Here is a 19,909-nt window from a genome sequence, read left to right on the forward strand (position 1 = left end):
ATGCAAAAGCTCCTTGCGCAGATCATGAAATTTGGCGTCGTCGGTGTCATTGCCACGGTCATCGACTTTGGCATTATGAATCTGCTCCACTACGGTCTGGGCCTCAACATCCTAATCGCCAACACCAGCGGCTTTATCATCTCACTCATCTTTAACTACCTCGCCAGCATGAAGTACGTGTTTGCGCACAAGGAGGGCATGAGCCGCCGCCGCGAGTTCATTATCTTTGTCGTGCTGTCCGTGATCGGCCTGGTACTCAACGACGCTATCGTGTTGACACTCAACGCCGGTCTGGGACTCGAGGCCAATATCGCCAAGATCTGCGCCACCGCGCTTGTCATGGTCTACAACTTTGTGACCCGAAAGATCTTCCTGGAAGGCGACGAGACCAAGTAACTCGCAACCTTACAGCTTTACGATGCCCACGGATGACGCACGTCGAGCGCTGTGTTGTTCGTGGGCTTTGCTCGTTTACGGGCAAATTTTCAACGTTTGCGGATTAGCTCTTGAAAATTTGGCGAGTTCGTATAGTTCTTGGCAAAGACCTTACGTTTCCCTTGCAAAAGCTCTAAAGTATCCTCTGCTCGATTCATCAACGCATTGGATGTGATTACGTGCGCAAGGCACTGGCACAACCTCATACCAAGCAGTTCCTCAAGTTCGCTGTCGTGGGTCTTATCTCCTTTGGCATCGACTGGGGTATGCTCATTGCGCTTGTCGAGCTGTTTCATCTCGACTTTTTGATGAGCACCACGGTCTCGTTTACCACGTCCGTCGTGGTCAACTACTGGCTCAGCATGAAGTATGTGTTCGACCACCGCGAGGGCATGAGCCGCAAGCGCGAGTTCACGATCTTCACCATCCTGTCGGTGATCGGCCTGGGCCTCAACGACCTATACATGTTTGTGGGCGTCACGTTTTTGAGCATCGGCTACCAGGCCATGAAGGCCATCGCCACGTTCCTCGTCACCTGGTACAACTACTTCAGCCGTCGCTTCTTTCTCGAGGGCGCACGGTCGTAGTCGATTCACTATTTGCTTGAATGTATAACCGGTTGGAATTCCCGTTCCAACCGGTTTTTTTGTTTGCCGAGAGACCCGGCGACCCAGTCCCATTCGCATGAAAAACGGGCGGCCCGGATGTTTGTCCGAACCGCCCGCTTGGTGCGATATGTCGAGGTCTCTAGCCCGTTACGTAATACCAGACCACGTTGTCGCCGTTGGAGAGAACGTAGTTGCTGCACGCCGTCATGGGCGTTGTGCCGTTGACGGAGTACATCCAGCCACTCGTGCCGCCGTACTGTTTCTCGGCCAAACCACCAATCGCGGAGACATACGTGCCGTACGACGAGCCATGTGCGTTGACAGAAAGGCCCAGCGCGCACAGGGCATCGTAGACGGTGGCGCCTTCGTTAAAGGTAAAGGTGCCACCAGAGGACACAGGATTGCCCACAGCGCTCGATGTGACCGAAACCGTCACTGTTACGTAGCTGGACTCCTGCGAGCCGCTCTGGCCGCCCGAGGAGGCGTTTCCACCATTAGAGGATGAGGCTCCATCAGACGACTGGCCACCGCCCGAAGAAGCACCGCCAGACACATTGGAAGTATCGCCGGCTCCCGTATTCTGGGCAGCGGATTTATCTCCAGACTTCTTGCCGTCCTGACCATCGGACTTCTTGCTATCCGAGCTTTTATCCGATTCCTTGTTTGAAGACTCGGAATCGTCCTTGGACTCATCTTTTGCGTCATTCGATGACTTGGAGTCCTTGGAACTGGCCTCGCCCGAAGTCGTAGTCGAGCCAGACACCTTGGTGTCCTTGGTGACGACGCTCTCCCCCGTCACGGTCTGAACGATCCAGTCAATGGACCAAGCGCCGCTCTCGGAAGGATGGACGAAGCCCAGCGATATGACAATCAGCGCAACGCACGCGGCAGTCAGAACGCCAAGAAGCGCCTTCCGTCGAGGGGCGGACGCCGCCGAAGCGGCGCCCTGTTGCTTTGCATCGTCGAACTGAATGAACGAGGAATTTGGTTGCTTGGGGTCAGCGTCCTTGGATTTATTGGACACAGCCCTCACCTACCGACGTTTGGTGAACACGAACACGCCGACGATGGCGAGACCGATGACGCCGGCGGCAACGCCAACAATGGCGAGCGGATTGGTGCCAGTCTCCTGCTCGGAAGCACCAGAGGACTTCTTAGCAGTGGTCGTGGAAGCAGCGCCCGTATCGGACTTGGAATCGGACTTCTTGTCGGACTTGCCGTCCTTCTTGTCAGACTTCTTGTCAGACTTCTTCTCGTCCTTCTTGTCGGACTTGTTGTCCTTGGTCTCGGTCTTGGTCGACACCGTCGTCTTGGTCACCGGCTTCTGGCCCGGGGCGATAGCGCCGCCAGCCTGCTGGCCCTTCGTGCCGGAGCCGGAGCCCGTGCCCGTGCCAGCACCGGAACCGTTGCCAGCGCCACCGTTGCCACCATTAGTGCCAGAACCGCCATTACCGCCGGGGTTGACGGCATCCTTGGTCCACTTGGCATACAACGTCAGGTCGGCCGTCACCGGCGTGCTAAAGTCATACGCCTGCGTGCAAGCCTCATCGGTGAACCAACCGCCGAAAGTGTAGCCATCGCGCGTCGGATCGGCCGGCTTGACCAGCTTGCCGTCGGCCGTAGTCTGGAAGTCGACCTTAGAACCCTCGCCAGTCTCAAACGAGACCTTAACGCCACCACTCAGCTTGAAAAGCGTGCCGGAATCGTTGATGTAGTAGAGGTTACCCTTGGCATCGCAGGCAATCGGCGAGTCACAGTAATTGTTGTGTCCCGCTGCGCTAAACGCACCGGTCGCCTGCGCGTCACCCATCTTGTAGCGATACACGCCACCGCCCGAGGTGTAGCTCACATAGTCGGAAGTCGCACCATAGTTGACAGTGAAATAAACGTACGCGTCATCCGCCTGGACACTCACGAGCGGTGCGCCCTTGATGCCACCGGCAGGAAGCACGGAGCCATCAGCAGACGAAACCAACGTCGTAGCAAAGTCATTATCAAGGTCGACAATCGCCAGCGCCGAACCGCCAGAAACCTCGCCACCGACAATTAGCTTATTGCCATACTGCGTGGGCATGCAGGCACAACCCGTAAGACCAAGATCGATGACGCGTTCTTCGGAAATGCGCGAAGAGGCCCTTGCGTTTGCGTCCGACAGTGCCAGCACGTGGAGCTTGCCGTCACGCGAGATCACATAGGCATGCTTGCCGTCTTTGGACAGTACACAGCCGGAGTTGACGATAGCACCAACCGAAACGCTGCCGAGCACATCACCCGTCGACTTGCTAAGCATCTCAACGGTACCCGCGCTCGTCGGAACCAGAATATAGCCGTCGCCCACTGTAGCGCTCGTCCAGTAGTAGCCCTCATCAGCATTAACATGCTGCCAAGAAACAGCGCCGGTCAGTATATTAATACGCGTCAGGTGACCGTTATTGTACGTACTCGTTCCATAGTCGACATCAACGGTGCCAACGTAGAGATAGTTGCCATCGACCGTCAGCTGGGAATTTGACTGGGCAGATTTGCTCACAGAGTCAGTGACCCAAACCGTCGTCAGCGTATCGGCCGTCAGAGCCTGGACCGCACCGCCGTCGAGCGGGACGATGACCAAGCCTTTCGTATAAATCGGACGCGTGGTGTAGCCAATCGCAGTCTGAAGGTTCGACTCGGCAAGCACCTTGCCCGACTCGGCGTCGATCTTAAGCAAACGCTTGTTCACGGCAAGGTAAACGTTGCCGTTCACGACAATAGGCTCACTCGCATTGGGATACGTGGCACCCGAGTAGGCCCTCCAATCGAACGTCCAAGAGCTTGCCAGCGCGCCCGTAGGCGTGGACACGTTCTTGACCACCGCATTGGAATTGCCACTCCAGTCGGCTTTCCAATCGGTCGGGCGCGAAGCGCTCGGATCGACTACGACTTCATCGGGATTAGGAACGGTGTCGCCAGGGGCGTAAGCCCAGACGATTTTGTCGCCCGACTTGAGCACGTAATCGCTATCGAGCTGAGGCCCGGGAACGCCGTTGACAAAGAACGACCATGCACCCGACAGCTCGGTGCCATCAAGCGGGGAGACAAGACTATGAACACCCCAATAACCAAATTGGTCGTACATCTTGGACTCAATGCCAATGGCATCGAAGTAGGCAGCGGAAGCGTCCTTGATCGTCGTGCCCTCGACAAACAACTGCGTCGAAGGATCGGTCCAGCGCTGCGCCTTCTCATCCTTCTTACCGATGATCTCCATTGAAACGGAAACCTGGCCGGGCATGGTTCCATCAAAGCCATAGACCCAGGTAACCTTGTCCCCGGCCTTGAGTGTGTAATTGCCCGCGCCGACATTGGCCGCCTGACCGTTAACGAAGAACTGCCAGAATTTCCAAGTGTTTTCGTTAACTTTCTCGCTCGAAAGCGTCACGGTCTTGTTGAACGGTGAAGTCAGCGACTCGAGATACCAGCCGTACGTGCCTTTCCCCGTTTTGGCGCCAATGCCGGCCTTTTTAAAGGCCTGCTCGGAAAGATCAGCAGCGGTCGTGCCCTCTTCCACCAAAGCTGTCGTGGGCTGCGCCCATGTCTGCTGAGCGCCCGAGGCGTCCTGGCCGACAACGGTGCAGCTAACGGAAATCTGATTGGCGGGCGCGGGGTCACCGTACTTCGAGTAGCACCAGACGACGGAGTCGCCGTCCTTGAGCGTGTAGCCGCCGGCGCCGACCGCGGAGGCGCTGCCGTTGACGAACAGTTGCCAGTGCGCGCCGGTCGCCGGGTCGTAGGCGAGCGTGCGGCCCGCGTCGAAGGGCGACGTGATCGAGTTGAGCGCCCAGCCCCAGGAGCCGTTGGGGTCGTAGTCGGCCTTGAGGCCGGCCTGCCTGAAGAGCTGCTCGGAGAGGTCGGCCGCGGTCGAGCCCTCCTTCAGAGCGATCTGCTGCGCGGCGGCCCAGGTCTGCTGGGCGCCCTTGGCGTCGGTGCCGACGACGGAGCACGTGGCAGAGACTTCTTGGCTTGCGGCTTCGGTAGGCTGAGATTCAGCCTCATCGGAAGCGGCTGCAACGCTTTTGACGTTCTGTTCGGATGAATCCGGCGAAGTAGTAGAAGCCGCGACTGCGGCAGAATCGTCCGACGCTACGCCGTTGCTATCTGCGGCATTCGTCGATGTGCCATCGTTGGCCGACGCATCGCTCGCGTTAGAGCCGGTTTCAGAAACGACACCGTCGGCAGCACCGTCCGCGGCACCCGTGCCCTCGCCCGGCGTCGCAGCCTGAGCCACGGCCTCGGCAATGCCCTCGGCGCCCTCGGCCCACAGCTGAGCCGGCGTGGTGCCAAAGGCCATCGCGAAGGCCAGGAATGCCACCAGGCCGCGCTTGGCTACGCCGCGTGCAATCGCGCCACGGCGATGCAGCGAGGCGCGCTCGCGCTCGTCCTCAAACATATCCATTTGTCCCCCATTGTCTGTACTTGGAGCATTGCCCAGCGGCTGCCCCACGTCATCGCGCATGTTACGCTCGAGTTCCCCCATCGGGGTCCCCCTTCCCTCCAGAGCCCTATGCACACCGGCGGCATACGCCGCAGCCGCATGCAAGATGGGAGGCGATCCGACTTAACCTTAACGGCTCAGGCGCGTCGTCCGATCTGCGACGCGAACATCCCGAGCCAAGAGGAATTACGGTTACTGGTACAGCCGGGGACTTGCACCCCGATTCTCCCAAACGCGCAGGAAAACCGCGCGTTCGTGCGTCTCCGCACCACCATCTAGGCCATCGATTATTATCGTCAAAATGGTATCACGCAAAAGGGCCCCGCACACAGGCGAAGCCCAAGGTAAAAGCTATTGTTTGCGATAGGAAAAAGCGGTGACGGTCGCAGCCTCTAGTGTTTGCCGCCGTGACTGTTGAGCCAGATATTGCGGCCCAGCATAAGCGCCAGCACCAGCGCGCTCACGTAGCCCATAAAGCCAATGACCGGGATACCAAACACAACCGGCTCGATGCGTGCGTAGTACACCACCGACGAACCGATAAACAGGCCGGCGATAACGATAGCCATCGACATGCGGTCGATAATTCCGCCCAGCTGTCGCAGTGCCTTATCGCTGCTCATGATCTGCGTGTTCACCTTAAGCTGGCCGCGCGTAAGCATGCGCGAAGCCAGCCCCAGGTACTCAGCCGCCTCGAGTGAGCCCTTCGCCGCGCGATAGCTGCTCGCGGCAAGATCGCGCCCCATATCGCGCACACGCGCATAGGTGCTTTTCTCGTTTTTAATGTGCGTTTGGATGATCTGGATCATGTTGACGTTGGGCATGTACTCGGTCAGCAAACCCTCGAGCGTCACCATGCCGCGCGCGAACATCGTCACCACGCTCGGCAGCTCAACATCGTTTTTGCGCGCCAGGTTTAACAGCGAGGTCAAAAACTCGCCGATATCAAGATCCTTCAGGTCAAGGCCCGCAAAGTCAGCCACGATAAAGTCAAGGTCGGACAAAAACGCTGAATGATCGAGCTCGGCCGAATCGCCACGCGTCACGGCGAAGCGCATGAGCGAATCCTTGAGCTTGGGAACGTCACCCTCGGCCACGGCGAAAATCATGTCCTTTACGATACCGCGATCGTGACTCGACATGCGTCCGACCATGCCCAAGTCGATAAAGTAAACGATACCGTCCTTGAGAATGATGTTTCCCGCATGCGGGTCGGCATGGAAAAAGCCGTCGTCGAGCACCTGCGTCGAGTAGTCCTCGACGATCGCGGCACCGATCTTTTCCAAGTCATAGCCCTCGGCCACCAAGCGTTCAGGATCGGCGATCGAAATGCCGTCGACGTAATCCATGACCACCACGTGCTCGGTGCATAGGTCCAGATAGGATTTAGGGCACGTCACGCCATGAACGCTCTTATGGAACTCGTAGAAGTCGTTGAGGTTTTTGGCCTCGGCCAAAAAGTTGGTCTCCTCGCGAAACGAGGTCCACAACTCCTCGACTACGCCGTGCAGGTCAACGAATTGATCGGTGTTGACGAACTTGGAAACGATACGCACCACCGAGCGGATGATATCGATGTCCTGTGCCATAACCTGCTGCGCACCGGGGCGCTGCACCTTGACGGCCACGTCCTCGCCCGTCACCAGACGAGCGCGGTGCACCTGCGCGAGCGATGCGCTACCAAGCGGATTGGGGTCGATCGCATCGAACATCTCCCCCAGGCGCAGGCCGTATTCTTCTTCCAGACAACTGAGTACGACCTCGTACGGCACCGGCTCCACGTCGGAGCGCAGACGACGCAGCTCGTCGCAAAAGCGTTGCGGCAGAATCTCGGACCGGTTGGCCAGAATCTGCCCCATCTTGACGAACATGGGGCCGAGTTCCTCGAGCAGGCGGCGCAAACGAACCGGCGTGAGGTTATCCCACACACGGTACTTTTTGACCAGGCGAACAATCTGCCCGATGCGTTCGCGACGACCCGCCGGCGTGAGCTGGTATTCCTCGTCCGGCGCCATCGCGTCGGGCTCCTCTGGCACCATATCGACAGCGCGCGGCTTCTTGCGAGCGCCCGAGACGGCGGCGTCGACCTCATCGACAACCGCCGCCTCGTCACCCAAGGGATCTAGATTGTTGTAATCGGTGGTGGAATCTGCCATCTGCGCTGCTACTCGGCCTCTTCGGTATCCTTCGCATCGTCGGGCTCAACGGACTCGACGGGCACCGAGGTCACGTTGTCCTCGACCGAATCGACGATGTCGCGCACATGGGCCAGGAAGGCCGTGCGCTCGGGGGCGGTCATAACGCGGACGCGGGCAAGGATGAGCTCGTCGAGCACGCGCTGGGCCGCGGTCTCGCCCTGCATGCCCAAGCGCTCGGTCAGATCGGAGATGGTACCGCCGGCCTGCTCGAACATGTCGGACACGCTGCGGGCGATATCGGGGGTGGCGGTGTCCTTGCGGACCTGCTCGCCCTTGGTGTTAAGGTCGTCGAGGACCTTCTTGCCGCCTTCGACAGCAACGGCGGCAGCGCCAAAGCCAACGTTGATGGCGCCGTTAACAAGCTGATCGAGTTTCATAACCATGGTTGTCTCCAATCATAAACAACTGCATTGGCGTTCTTGTACCCAAGATCGAGTGAAAGCGACAAAGCGTTTTAGCGCTATTCGATCGACGGGAAATCCCTACCTCACGTTGTCGTTCATCGCGAAAGAGTTCTTCATGGCGCAGCTCGTGGTGTAGAGCACCTTGCCCAGTAGGGCATCGGTTTCCACGCGAACACGCTCGGCAAAGGCCTCGTTGGCGCGTGCAAGTTCGGCAGGCACTTCGGCCTCGGGCAGAACGGCTACGGCAGCGTCGACGTCATGGATCTGCTTGTGGCCCATGCCACCGACCTTCTCCTGATAATCCTCCACAGCGCGACCGCACTCATGGAAGCGGACGTCAGCCAGCGCGCCGATCAGGCGGTTGGCCCAGTAGAAGTTTTCGGACGTCACGCGAGCCTGCGTGTCGGCATAGTACTCGGGCATGGTCTCGACGTTGGCGTACAGCGGTACGAGCGCGTTAAACGAGTTGGAGCCAAACGCCATCCACTGCACGGCGCGATACGCCGGCTGCGCATAGGGGCGCAGCTGCAGCACGGCAAGCTGGCTGTTGCGGTTGATGCCGATGGGACGATAGGCGCCGCGCGTGGCGGGCGTGCCCTTGCTGCCGTAGCAGTCGTACTCCGTGCCCTGGTAGTGGCTCGAAAGCACGTACTTGATGTCCTCGATGGTCACCTTGCGCTCGGGCACGCGGCTCCAGGGAATGTCGTCGCTCTCGGGCGTGTAGTCGGCGTCGGGACCGTCCCACACATCGCTGGGGTTGAGGCAGCGCTGCATATACCAGGCGCGCGGCGTGTTGTAGACGTGATCGCTGTCGCTGTGCGAGCCAAAGGCCTCGCGCGGGTTAAAGACCGCGGCGGGACCGTCACCCTCGACGCCCAGCGTTAGGTCCAGATGCCACTCTGCCATCCAGGAGCGCAGGTCGGCAGAGCACATGTGGTCGACCTGAGCGCCCTCGGCGTCGTCCAGGTCAAAGCTGTCAATACCCAGCTGGTTGGGCATGGTCACATAGGCGTCATCGGGCACGCGCTTGGCGATCCAGTGGTGGCCGCCGATGGTCTCGAGCCACCAGATCTCGTCAACGTCACCAAAGGCGATGCCATTGTTCTCGTAGGTGCCGTAGCGCTCGAGCAGGTCACCCAAAATACGCACGCCGTCGCGGGCGGACTTGGCGTACGGCAGCACCAGGGTCACCATATCCTCCTCGCCCAGTCCGCCGGGCTGGGCCGGAACATAGCCGTCCTCGCCCTCGTTGCCCTTGGCGGGTACATAGTCCACGAGCGGATCGGCGCCGCGGACGCGCTCATTGGTGGTGAGTGTTTCGGTTGCGGACATGCCAACATTGAGCTCGTTGAAGCCGGCCTCGGCCCAAATGCCATGGCCCGGGACAACGTCGGGGACGCTCGTGTAGCGCATGGGGTTGTCGGGCAGCTCAACGGTCAGGTGGCTCAGGACACTCGTGTAGACACGCGGCTGCTCGTCGGGATGCACCACGCGCATGCGCTTGGGCTCAAACACCCCGTTGGACGAGTCCTCGTTACGCGCGACCAGGGTCGACCCGTCGTAGCTCGCATTCTTACCAACCAAAATCGTTGTGCACGGCATGCGCATCCTCCTTGAGCGAAGAAATCAAACGGTAACAGTGTATCGCTTCGGCGCAAAAAGGGCGAAACCGCCGCCCCGGCAGCCCCCTCGAGATCCCTGTGGTCAAAAAATGCCAAATATGAGTACTGTCACAAATTTAGTAGCAGCAATTTAACCGAATGCAGGTGTCGATAATCTACATTTGTTCAAAAGCTTGACAATGTAATTCCTCATAAGTCCAATAAAATAGGCTCTCTATCGATAATTAATACCGATTGAGAGCCAAAATGACCTAAAGCATATGTGACTATCTTGGCAACAGTACTCATATTTGGCGTTTTTTGGCCACGTGGTATATGTCTAACCCCTCAAACAGCCCAAAACGCCTATTTCGATGCGCGCTCCGCCGCCTCGATCACGTGTTTGGCGAGAATCGCCGTCGTTACAGCGCCCACGCCACCCGGCACGGGAGTAATTGAGCCAACGATCGGCTCTGCAGCATCAAAATCGACGTCGCCGACCAGCTTGCCGGCGGCCTCGTCCCAGTTAATGCCCACATCGATGATCGTCTGGCCCTCGCGAACCGCATCCGCGCCAATCGTGCGCGCGCGTCCAACGGCCGCAACCACAATATCAGCCGCACGGCACTCGGCAGCAAGGTCGCGCGTATGCGTATGACACGTCGTCACGGTCGCATTGCGCGCCGTAAGCATGGCGGCAACAGGACGCCCGATCACCAGCGACCGACCAACGACCGCGACCTTGGCCCCATCCAGCTCAACGCCGTAATGATCCAGTAGCGCCAACACGGCCTCAGCCGTGCAAGGAGCAAAACCCTCGCCGCGCCCCGAAAGCGTGGTGAGCAGCGAAGCGGGCGTCATGGAGTCAACGTCCTTGGCGGGATCGAGCGCTGTGGCGACGGTGTTCTCGTCAAGGCCGGCGGGCAGCGGGCGGAACATCAGACAGCCATGGACAGCCGAATCGGTATTGATGTCCTCGATGGCCGTCAACAGCTCGTCCTGCGAAACATCGGCGGGAAGCAAAATGCGGCGAGCCTCAATGCCAACCTTCTCGCAGCGCTTGAGGGCACCGCGCTCGTAGGATAGGTCGTCCTCGCGTTCACCTACACGCACGATAGCCGACATCGGAACAACGCCCCGCTCACGCAAAGCGGCACAGCGAACAGCAAGTTCCTCGGTCAGCGCGCGAGCAACGGGAGCACCCTTCAGTAGCTCAGCCATGGCTATCCTCTCTTCCTTGCAGCGTCGGCGGCGCGGCGCGCCAGCGCATCGGCGCGCGGCAGCCACGTATCCAGCAGCTCATCGCACGCTGCCTCGAGCTCCTCGGCGCGTGCACGATCCTTCATAGACGTGGTGTTCGCAAAGAGCGTCAAGCTCGCGCCCTGCATAGCGGCACGGCAGAACACGGCGCCGCACGCCACATCGGACAGCAGCTGACGCGAACCCTTGTCGGCCATGTCCTCGAGCAGCGCCAGTGCACGCCCGCAGGCATCCATAATGCGATACGGCGGCATAGCGGCCACATGCAGCGCATCCTGAATCGCGGTCGCTCGAGCCGGATCGTCACGCGGAATACCGTACGCCGCGGACACCTGCCCATAGGCACGAACGTCCTCGGCAACCAACTCGACAAGCTCCTGGGCCAGCTCATCAGCATGGGCAAACGCACGCGTCAGGTCATCCGCACGATCAGCAAGCGCGGGATTGGTCGCACCGTAGCGGGCAACCATTCCGCACAGCGAGGCGCCCAGCGCGCCCACAAAGGCGCTCGCGCTGCCACCGCCGGGAACCGGCTCGCGCGCGGCCAGCGCCTCGGCAAACCCGCGGCAGGTCTTGTCCATCATCTCTTGGCTCATGCACATGCACCTTCAAGTCATATACATCGGTCGGGTGGCAACCGCCGACCGACCGCATCGATCACGTAATGATGCTAAGTCTAGCCCATAAGCACATGAGCGTCAGCGCACCTGGCCATCGCGGATTTCTATGGCACACGATAGGCGGCAGCGACACAAACATGGGACACATGGCCCACCTTTCGAGACTCCCGGGCAGCACAAGCTGGGGCATATTTATAAGTAAGGAACCCGTTGGGGCACGGCCGGGCAACGGCCACAAGCAATGAACGGAGGCATAAGCCGCACAGCACACAGAGACATCCGCCGCCAGCGCAATCAGTACCCCAACAGCATGCGGCGCCGTGATGTCATCGGCAGACAAGGAGGACGCCACCATGAAGAAAAAGGCCCTATCAATCCTTTCCCTTTGCATCGCCCTCTTTGCCGCATTTGCCCTTGTCGGCTGCGGCGGGAGCGCATCGGGCGGAGGCGGCAGCACCGCCAAGAGCGAGAGCAAGGAAAAGACCCCCGTCGCCAAGAAGACCGACTTTATCTGGTTTAAGGTCGAGATGCCCGAGGGCGTCGGCGTAAGCGACTCCGCCGGCAAGAATGCCGACAGGGCCCAGCTTACCTTCCCCGAGAACGAGAACACCACGGTTGACCGCTTCATCCCCGTTTGGCAAGAGAAGATGACGGCCGAAGAGTCCTTTGCAGAGCAGGCCGAAAGGCATACTGGAACGTTCCAGTGGGAGGATGGCGACCCCGTCGAGTACAACGGCAGAACATGGCTCACCGGAACGTGCAAGGACAACGGCGGCACTTATACCTACCTCTTTACCGACGTCGACACGGGAAGCGTCTATATCATGATTAGGAACGTCGACCTTCACAAGAAAGAAGCCGAGACGCTCCTCAACTCCATCGAGTTCCCCGACGACATGAAGAAAGCAGTTGACGAGGCACGCGAAGTCGAGATTTCGAGCATCGAGCTCAAGTAACGGGACACCCGCACGCGCCTACGCGCGCCCGCGCGCACGCGCACCATTAAAACAACGGGCGCCCAACCCGGGGAGGGCCGACAGCATCGGCCCTCCCCTCTTTTGTGCCCGCGCATATTGCCACTTGTCGGCGCAAATCCGGCACCCAGAATGGGACACATGGCCCACCCGAACAAGCCGCTCGCGCGTACAGTAAAGGCAGGTAATCCATGGGCGGTTACAGATCGAGGAGGACACGACCATGAAAAAGAAGGCCTTTGCGATTCTCACCCTCTGCATGAGTCTCTTTGCCGCAGTCTCCCTGGTGGGCTGCGGTGGCAGCGGCGGCGCTACCGGAAGCGGCGGTGGCGGCGGAGCAGAAAAGCCAGCCGTGGATATGAGGACCGACTTCATTTGGTTTAAGGTCGAGGTTCCCGAGGGCGTCGAGATCACCGACGTTGCCGGCGACACCGCCGACAGGGCCCAGTTTAAGTTCACCGAGAGCGAGCATGCGAGCGACCGCTTCATACCCATCTTCGACCCCGATAAGAACGCCGACGAACTGTTCGACTACGAGGCAAAGTGGAAGGCCAACTCCGGATGGACCGAGAGCGACCCCGTTAAATACAACGGCAAGACCTGGCGCAGTGCTTACTTTACGCACTCGGGCGGCGTAACGACCGAGTGCTTTACCGACGTTGAAGGCGGCAGCGTTTACGTGCGCATCGACAACGTCGAGGAGCACAAGGACGCCGTCGAGACCATGATGAAGTCCCTGGAATTTGCCGATGATATCGCCAAGGCCAAGACCGAGGCCATGGACGTCAAGCTCGAGGATATCGAGATCAAGCGCTAAGCGACTGGCGAGCGCAGCGGGAAACACGAGCGCAGCGCAAACAAGCGACGGTACCCCAGCGCTTCGTACTAAGGGAGGGCCGGTAAACCGACCCTCCCTTTCTTATGCCGGCAGCCGACGAACGCGAAGATGCCGGGCGGCAAAACCGCCCCCCCCCAGCGCGGTAACGGCACAACATGAACAAGCACCCCAGCACGTCCGCTCGCCGATTTATAGCGCCGCGCAGACAATTGAGCCGACACCTTTAAACATCCGGGCAGTAAAGTGACCAAAATAAGTGCATAACCGCACCCTGCGAATGGAGGAGTTATGACCGAACATCATGCCATCAGTCGCCGAGCGTTTACGCTGGGCCTTGGACTCGCGGCGTTGTCGCCACTTGCAAGCCTGCCCGAAACCGCCACGCTGGGCATTAGCCCGCGGACAGCCTTTGCGGACGGCACGGCCGAGTCAGCGGCCACCCTCGACAATTTCGTCATTCGCCTTCGCCCCGCGGGCTATTTTCGCACCGCGAGCGTCAACGAAGACGGCAACGTCATCGGCAACGTCTGCCACCTGTTTAATGACGGCACGTCCAGCAAGCTCATCCTTGAGCACGTAGGGACCGATGCGGACGGCACAAACTGGTATGCCATCCGCACCCTGCTCAATTTCGAAGAGCACAAGAAGACGGGCTACAGCATTTGGTCGGTCGATGGCGACTCGGACAAAGATGGAAAGGTCATCCACGTATGGAGTGGCGAGTACGACCATAAGGACAGCCGCGCCTATACGTTCGACCGCCAGTTCGACGGAACTTATATTATTCGAGACCGCATATACACGAAAAACGGTATTAACTACCTGGCCATAGAATCGAAAGGCAAAGACCAAGACAACAACAAGATTTGCCAAAAGAAATATTCCATTCCGTGGGAGCTCGAGCTTGTCGGCTACAGCATGGACAAGACCAATGCCACAGTTAGCAGCATCGACTGGACCACGTATAGCAGCTACGTCGACGGACCATGTTGGATGAGCCACGTCGAAGGCAACAAGTACCTCGACGAGCTGAGCATCCCGGGCACGCACGATTCGGGAACTTGCAGCGTGGACAACGACACCGAACCCCAATCCTCGCAAGCAAAGTGCCAGCAGGACTACATCCCCACGCAGTTGCTCGAAGGCATTCGCTATTTTGATATCCGACTCGGAAAAGGCAACGACCCCGGCATCGACCATGGAAGTTGCTACCTGCTCAAATAAGACGGGCACTTCATGCATCTCTCCGATGTCGTTGGCTACTTCAAAAAGTTTTTGAACGAAAATCCGTCAGAAGCGCTCATCATGCTTGTATCCCGAGGCAACAACGAGGCTACTGACGAGAGCCTTACGACGGCTTTCGCCAAGGTTTTGGACGACAACCCCAAACTGTTCTATACGTCGAGCCGCGTTCCCACACTGAACGAGGTGCGCGGAAAGATCGTCCTGCTGCGCCGATTTGGACTCGCCGGCGACAGCGTAAGCGGCCACACGTGGGGCCTCGACCTAACCGAATGGGACAACAAAATCGCAGCACACCCCAGCAGCTCCTCTATGTGTCTCGTCCAAAACGCGCAAGGCTTTGAAGCCGCAGGGGAAACAGGCGACAAAAAAGCCTATTGCACCAAGGTATATGCCCAGGACCATTACGAATGCACCGGAACCGACAAGATCAGCTGGGTCGATATGGCCCTGCAGGAGACGGCTAAGCTCACCCGCAACGAGGTAGATGTCGAGGACGATAACGGGGCCAAGGAGCAAGTCCTGGAGCGCTGCTGGTCTATCAACTACACCAGCTGCACGAATCACAAGCAAGGAAGCAACCCATTTACCGCAGCGCGAGTAGTCAACGAGCATCTGTACAAGAGCCCGTACATCAACCCCAGCGACAACGAGGAAACAAAGTCAGATTACCTCAAGCACATTGGCATCATCGCATCCGACTTTGTTGATGCGGCGCTGGCCCGGAGCATCTACCAGCGCAATTACGATTACGATACACAGCACAAGCAGACAGCTTCGTACTACCTCCCGAGCCGCATGCGCATGACGTACGGCGACTCGCTGAGCGATGCCTCGCTCCAGGATGGCAAGACCGTTGGCGAGGGCCATTTCCGCCTTGTCGACAGCAGCAACGTACTCAACGTGACGGCTTCGGGCCATGCGTTTGCCATCGAATATGTGGATGTCGACGCCTTGGGCAACGAGACCGTTACGGAGCTGCGGGGCTCCGTGCCCATCGATATCGATCCACGCGCGCTGACACCCCACTTTGAGGGGCTCGAAGGCCTTAAGGCCGGCGAGGACGTGCGCGCCAAGATTGCGGCATCACTCGAGGGCAAGCTCGAAACCGATGCCTGCACGGCCCAGCTCGAGTTTGTGCACGACGCGGACGGCGCTCCGGGCACGGCAATGGCCGAGGGCGAAACATTTGCCGCAGGAACGTACTGGGTGCGCGTGAACGGTCTCTTGGGCGATGCGGCGCAGAACTACACGCTCGCCAGCGACGGAGCCGCAAGCTTTACCGTAGCGGCCTCGGGCAGTGCGGGCGGCAACGGCAGCGGCACGGGTTCCAACGCAGGCAGCGCCGACAAGAACGGCAAGGGCAACAAGAGAGACCAGGGCAAGAGCTCGGGCGGAAAGCTCGCCAACACGGGCGACGGTTCTGGCGTTGCCGCCGGGCTCGCTGCCGCCGCCGTAGCGACGACGGTCGCCGGCGCAGCAATGCTTGCCAGTGACCACGACAATACCGAGGACGTTAACGAATAGGCAAGCCAGTTTTTTGGGCGCATCAACTCAATCGGGGCGCAGAATACCGTTCTGCGCCCCGATTTTTACCTTGGACCGAACGCCGTTATCGGCTACATCACCATGTTCAGCGCGTTCACAAATTCCTGGGCCTTCGCACGGCTACTCAGGCTAAAGACGCAAGCGGTCAACAGCCTGTTACGCAGAAAAACATCACGGCCTTTGATTCTATTGACGCCCGTGATGTCCTTAAGATAGACAATCTCGGTGTGCTTGCCGCCGAAAGTGCCCTTCCTGAGCACCTCGATACGGTTGGGGTAGATCTTGACGTCTTTAAACCTACCCGAGCCCTTGTCCTGAAACAGCAAGGTGTTGTTGTCCATGCATGTCACTCCCATGGGGTTCGTGAAAACTGTCTCTATTGCCAAATTTTAGTCACCGCAAGGCCTCCATGCGAAGTTGCCAGACAGCGCAGCGATTCGTGTCCGTACGAGTCTTTAAACTAAATGCAATAAAGATGCGTCCTCAAGAGGAAAGTCGGGCGATATTGATGAGTGAACTGGCAAACCGCGGGGAATCGGCAATCGTGCCAGAAGTTTTTTACAAGCAGGTTTCCTCGATTCTCAACGCCGCTCGCGACAAGGCCTATACCGCCGTTAACTTTGCGATGGTTGAGGCATATTGGGAGATCGGCAAGAGTATTGTTGATGAACAGGGCGGAGAGGAGCGCGCCAAGTATGGCGATGCACTGATCGACGAACTTGCCGTTAGATTGACTAAGGATTTTGGCAGAGGCTTCAACGCCAGAAGCTTAAGATACATGCGTCAGTTTTATCTTGCGTTCCCAATTCGGAACGCGCTGCGTTCCGAATTGAATTGGACACATTACCGCAGGTTATCGCGTATAACCGACCCTGATGCTCGAACATGGTACATGAACGAATGTGCCGATTCTCGCTGGAGCACGCGTCAGCTCGAGCGCCAGATCAACACCATGTTCCGCGAGCGCCTGCTTGCCAGCAAGGACAAGGAGGCCGTCACCCAGGAAATCCAAAAGAGCGCCCCGGCTCATCGCCCCGAGGATATCATCCGCGACCCATATGTACTGGAGTTTTTAGGTTTCTCGGACGATACTGCGTTTCGCGAGAGCGATCTAGAGCAGGCGCTCATCACGCATCTTCAGAAGTTCCTGCTGGAGCTTGGCCGTGGTTTCGCTTTCGAGGCGCGCCAAAGGCGCATCACCTTTGATGGGCGCCATTTCTATATTGACCTTGTGTTTTACAACTATCTGATGCGCTGCTTCGTGCTCATCGACCTTAAGACGGACGATCTTACGCACCAGGACCTGGGCCAGATGCAAATGTATGTGAACTACTACACGCGCGAGCTCATGAACGAAGGCGACAATCCGCCCATAGGCATCGTGCTCTGCGCGGACAAAAGCGATTCGATCGTCGAGTACACGCTGCCCGAAGACAACGACCAAGTGTTTGCCGCCAAATACCTGCCGTATCTTCCAAGCAAGGAAGAGCTGGCGCGCGAGCTGAGTGCCGAGTACCGCGCCATCAACGAAGCGACTAATGGCGAAGCGCAAGGGTAGCGGCACGTTGCGACCGATACCCCCGACGGCGCTCCACATCACCCGGGATAAGAGGAGCTTTCCATGACAGACAGACCGAAAACAACACTGCGCGACTGCATCTATGGGCTTGCCGTCGGTGACGCGCTGGGCGTTCCCTACGAGTTCAGGCCCCGCGGTACGTTCGAATGCGCGGACATGATCGGCTACGGCACGCATGGGCAACCCGCCGGCACCTGGAGCGACGACACATCTATGACGCTTGCTACCTGCGACTCGATTAGGGAGCTCGGGCACATCGACACCGCGGACATGCGCGACAAGTTCGTAAGCTGGATTGCCCGTGGCGAGTATACGATCGACGGCGTTTTCGATTACGGCGGTACGACCGCCCGCGCCCTGCGCACCGGCAAAGGAGGCTCCGGCGAGCGCGACAACGGCAACGGATCGCTCATGCGCATCGCTCCCCTGGCGTTCACCGATGCGACAGACGAAGAGGTCAGCAAGGTCTCCGCGATTACGCACGCCCACAGAACGTCGACCGACGCATGCATCATATTTGTCGAGCTGATGAGGGATGTGATGAACGACGTGCTCCCCTCGTGGGCGCTCCATCTGAAAGGCGTGCCTGAGCAGGAGATCAGGTCGGGTGGCTTCGTGCGCGACACGCTTAAGGCAGCCACCTGGTGTTTCGTCAACACTAACAGCTACGAAGATTGCGTGCTTGCCGCCGTCAACCTAGGCGACGACACCGACACCACCGCAGCCGTCGCCGGCGCCCTCGCCGGCACGGCATACGGTCTCAAAGCCATCCCACAGGAGTGGATCGACACTCTGCGCGGCAAAGAGCTGATTGAGAGCTGCCTGTTTTAAGGCGCCATTCAAGAAATAAGGCAGGAGGCATCATGGAGAGGAAGATCGCAAATATAGACGAGTTCCAAGTGGACGAAAACGGAATTCCGCTATTTCCAGTAGGACTGAAGGAGGAAACCAGCCTCTATGTCCTCCCCGACGGGCGTTACCTCCCCTGCGGGGTCTACAGGACCGCGGACGGCGGTTCGATCATTTATGAGCCATCCGAACTAAGCTTCTTCGGGCAGATGCTTGCTCAATTCAAAGAGAACTAGAGGCTTGATTGCCCGTTAGATCGACACTGCTCCAAGCCATGGGGCGGGTAGGATGTCTCCCGCCGCGGCCTGTGAGGTAGAATTACGACTGCCGCGGAATCCGCCTGCGGGCAACGCTCCGATCTCCGATTGGGGTGAAGCCTATGAACTTGTTTCTTGAAATCCTGCGCCTCTCGATGTATGTAACCGGCATCGTCCGGAACCTCTACTCGATCTGGCGGGAATATAAGCAGTAACGGATAGCGAAGGGAGTCATGCAAAGGGCCGGTCGCACCCGGCCCTTTAGACGATAGTACCTGCGTTGCCCGCGCTTCCAAAGTTGACCGACTGAGGAGCGGGTTCCGCGGCACATCCTGATTTTACCCAGTGGCAAGGCTCTTTTACAGCCGTTCCACCGTTTATTTACATCCGCCAATCAAGACGAGGCTACTACGCACCTTTATTACACACGATGTTTTCAGCCTGGTATAAACTAGTTCAATAATAGAATGCAAATCCAACCATCGTGTCTGATTACGAAAGGATTTTTGCCTTTTCTGCAGCAAACTCTTCCTCGGTAAGTACTCCACTCTCACGCAGTGCTGCAAGCCTCTCAAGCCTTGCAACTACATCAACCACTATCCGCCAGCGTCTCAATAGTCTGTGAAACCTGCGGATACCGCTCGAGCTCCTTCGATAGGGCATCGACTATCTTGGCAATATTCTTTGCATTTTTGCCCCCGTTTAATACGTTTGCCCTGACCTTAGATGACGACTTGACAGTAACGCCAGATCCGCCTTCAACTGGAACAACCGAAATACTGATATTTTCGCCCCAAGACCAAAGGCTCATACCAATCTCGGCTGCAACTGTTCTTGTTGTGGGCGATGCACTATCAACTTTTACTTTAGGCAGCTTTTCCATAGCTGCCTTCAAGGCATTAAACGTGTCGTCAGGAGAATACGGTACCTGAAGCTGAAGCTGCTGATCCGCAAAACCCATAATCTGGCCTCCGCTTCTTACAAGATTAAGGCTATCGGCAATGGTAGCACGTTCCCAGCAGTCT

At 58.4% G+C, this 19,909-nt stretch carries 19 protein-coding genes; 9 read left to right on the plus strand and 10 right to left on the minus strand.

Annotated elements, in window-relative coordinates:
• Complete coding sequence (locus DW003_RS00535) at window positions 1–396, plus strand: GtrA family protein (protein ID WP_117776772.1); 396 nt, start codon at window positions 1–3, stop codon at window positions 394–396.
• A gap of 218 nt (window positions 397–614) precedes the next feature.
• Window positions 615–1,022, plus strand: a complete 408-nt coding sequence (locus tag DW003_RS00540; RefSeq protein ID WP_055250894.1) for a GtrA family protein — start codon at window positions 615–617, stop codon at window positions 1,020–1,022.
• Window positions 1,023–1,182: 160 nt separating this feature from the next.
• Here DW003_RS00540 and DW003_RS00545 read toward each other — a convergent pair whose 3' ends face one another.
• The 7 genes from DW003_RS00545 to DW003_RS00575 all read right to left on the minus strand — a co-directional run bounded on the left by DW003_RS00545 (window position 1,183) and on the right by DW003_RS00575 (window position 11,573).
• Window positions 1,183–2,067, minus strand: a complete 885-nt coding sequence (locus DW003_RS00545; RefSeq protein ID WP_233545412.1) for a DUF4430 domain-containing protein — start codon at window positions 2,065–2,067, stop codon at window positions 1,183–1,185.
• Window positions 2,068–2,076: 9 nt separating this feature from the next.
• The gene (locus DW003_RS00550; RefSeq protein WP_158573164.1) at window positions 2,077–5,475 is read right to left on the minus strand and encodes a DUF4430 domain-containing protein; all 3,399 of its coding nucleotides are present in this window, start codon (window positions 5,473–5,475) and stop codon (window positions 2,077–2,079) included.
• 431 nt (window positions 5,476–5,906) lie between these two features.
• Entirely contained in the window at window positions 5,907–7,670 is a 1,764-nt protein-coding gene (locus tag DW003_RS00555; RefSeq protein ID WP_117639742.1) for an AarF/ABC1/UbiB kinase family protein, read from the minus strand.
• Window positions 7,671–7,678: 8 nt separating this feature from the next.
• Entirely contained in the window at window positions 7,679–8,095 is a 417-nt protein-coding gene (locus DW003_RS00560) for a hypothetical protein (RefSeq protein WP_117583986.1), read from the minus strand.
• 99 nt (window positions 8,096–8,194) lie between these two features.
• Complete coding sequence (locus DW003_RS00565; RefSeq protein WP_118386998.1) at window positions 8,195–9,718, minus strand: C69 family dipeptidase; 1,524 nt, start codon at window positions 9,716–9,718, stop codon at window positions 8,195–8,197.
• 365 nt (window positions 9,719–10,083) lie between these two features.
• Window positions 10,084–10,938 (minus strand): bifunctional 5,10-methylenetetrahydrofolate dehydrogenase/5,10-methenyltetrahydrofolate cyclohydrolase, encoded by an 855-nt coding sequence (locus DW003_RS00570; RefSeq protein WP_118387000.1) that lies wholly within the window; start codon window positions 10,936–10,938, stop codon window positions 10,084–10,086.
• Between the two features lie 2 nt (window positions 10,939–10,940).
• Complete coding sequence (locus DW003_RS00575) at window positions 10,941–11,573, minus strand: cyclodeaminase/cyclohydrolase family protein (RefSeq protein ID WP_158573165.1); 633 nt, start codon at window positions 11,571–11,573, stop codon at window positions 10,941–10,943.
• Window positions 11,574–11,950: 377 nt separating this feature from the next.
• Between DW003_RS00575 and DW003_RS00580 the strand changes: the two genes are divergently transcribed.
• The 4 genes from DW003_RS00580 (at window position 11,951) to DW003_RS00595 (ending at window position 16,178) form a co-directional block, all read left to right on the plus strand.
• Window positions 11,951–12,553, plus strand: coding sequence for a hypothetical protein (locus DW003_RS00580; protein WP_118387004.1), 603 nt, complete (start codon window positions 11,951–11,953; stop codon window positions 12,551–12,553).
• A 241-nt stretch (window positions 12,554–12,794) separates the two neighbouring features.
• Window positions 12,795–13,388: a hypothetical protein gene (locus DW003_RS00585; protein ID WP_118387006.1), complete on the plus strand. Its 594-nt coding sequence runs from the start codon at window positions 12,795–12,797 to the stop codon at window positions 13,386–13,388.
• 309 nt (window positions 13,389–13,697) lie between these two features.
• The gene (locus DW003_RS00590; protein ID WP_118387008.1) at window positions 13,698–14,633 is read left to right on the plus strand and encodes a hypothetical protein; all 936 of its coding nucleotides are present in this window, start codon (window positions 13,698–13,700) and stop codon (window positions 14,631–14,633) included.
• A gap of 12 nt (window positions 14,634–14,645) precedes the next feature.
• Complete coding sequence (locus DW003_RS00595) at window positions 14,646–16,178, plus strand: hypothetical protein (protein WP_118387010.1); 1,533 nt, start codon at window positions 14,646–14,648, stop codon at window positions 16,176–16,178.
• 92 nt (window positions 16,179–16,270) lie between these two features.
• On the opposite strand, the gene DW003_RS00600 is transcribed toward DW003_RS00595, so the two are convergent.
• A complete protein-coding gene (locus tag DW003_RS00600) occupies window positions 16,271–16,540 on the minus strand; it encodes a hypothetical protein (protein WP_117773055.1) in 270 nt (89 codons plus the stop codon).
• 167 nt (window positions 16,541–16,707) lie between these two features.
• Between DW003_RS00600 and DW003_RS00605 the strand changes: the two genes are divergently transcribed.
• From DW003_RS00605 to DW003_RS00615, 3 genes are all read left to right on the plus strand, one after another.
• Window positions 16,708–17,757, plus strand: coding sequence for a YhcG family protein (locus DW003_RS00605; RefSeq protein WP_118387012.1), 1,050 nt, complete (start codon window positions 16,708–16,710; stop codon window positions 17,755–17,757).
• Between the two features lie 63 nt (window positions 17,758–17,820).
• Window positions 17,821–18,609 (plus strand): ADP-ribosylglycohydrolase family protein, encoded by a 789-nt coding sequence (locus DW003_RS00610; protein WP_118387014.1) that lies wholly within the window; start codon window positions 17,821–17,823, stop codon window positions 18,607–18,609.
• Between the two features lie 32 nt (window positions 18,610–18,641).
• Window positions 18,642–18,863 (plus strand): hypothetical protein, encoded by a 222-nt coding sequence (locus DW003_RS00615; protein ID WP_117776781.1) that lies wholly within the window; start codon window positions 18,642–18,644, stop codon window positions 18,861–18,863.
• A 513-nt stretch (window positions 18,864–19,376) separates the two neighbouring features.
• On the opposite strand, the gene DW003_RS10125 is transcribed toward DW003_RS00615, so the two are convergent.
• Window positions 19,377–19,547 (minus strand): SHOCT domain-containing protein, encoded by a 171-nt coding sequence (locus tag DW003_RS10125; protein ID WP_117764911.1) that lies wholly within the window; start codon window positions 19,545–19,547, stop codon window positions 19,377–19,379.
• Window positions 19,474–19,845: a DUF1499 domain-containing protein gene (locus DW003_RS00625; protein ID WP_055250926.1), complete on the minus strand. Its 372-nt coding sequence runs from the start codon at window positions 19,843–19,845 to the stop codon at window positions 19,474–19,476. Before DW003_RS00625 ends, DW003_RS10125 begins: the two co-directional genes overlap by 74 nt.
• Between the last annotated feature and the right edge of the window lie 64 nt (window positions 19,846–19,909).

Origin of the sequence: Collinsella sp. AF36-3AT (assembly GCF_003475205.1) — a bacterium.
Taxonomy (GTDB): Bacteria; Actinomycetota; Coriobacteriia; order Coriobacteriales; family Coriobacteriaceae; genus Collinsella; species Collinsella aerofaciens_AF.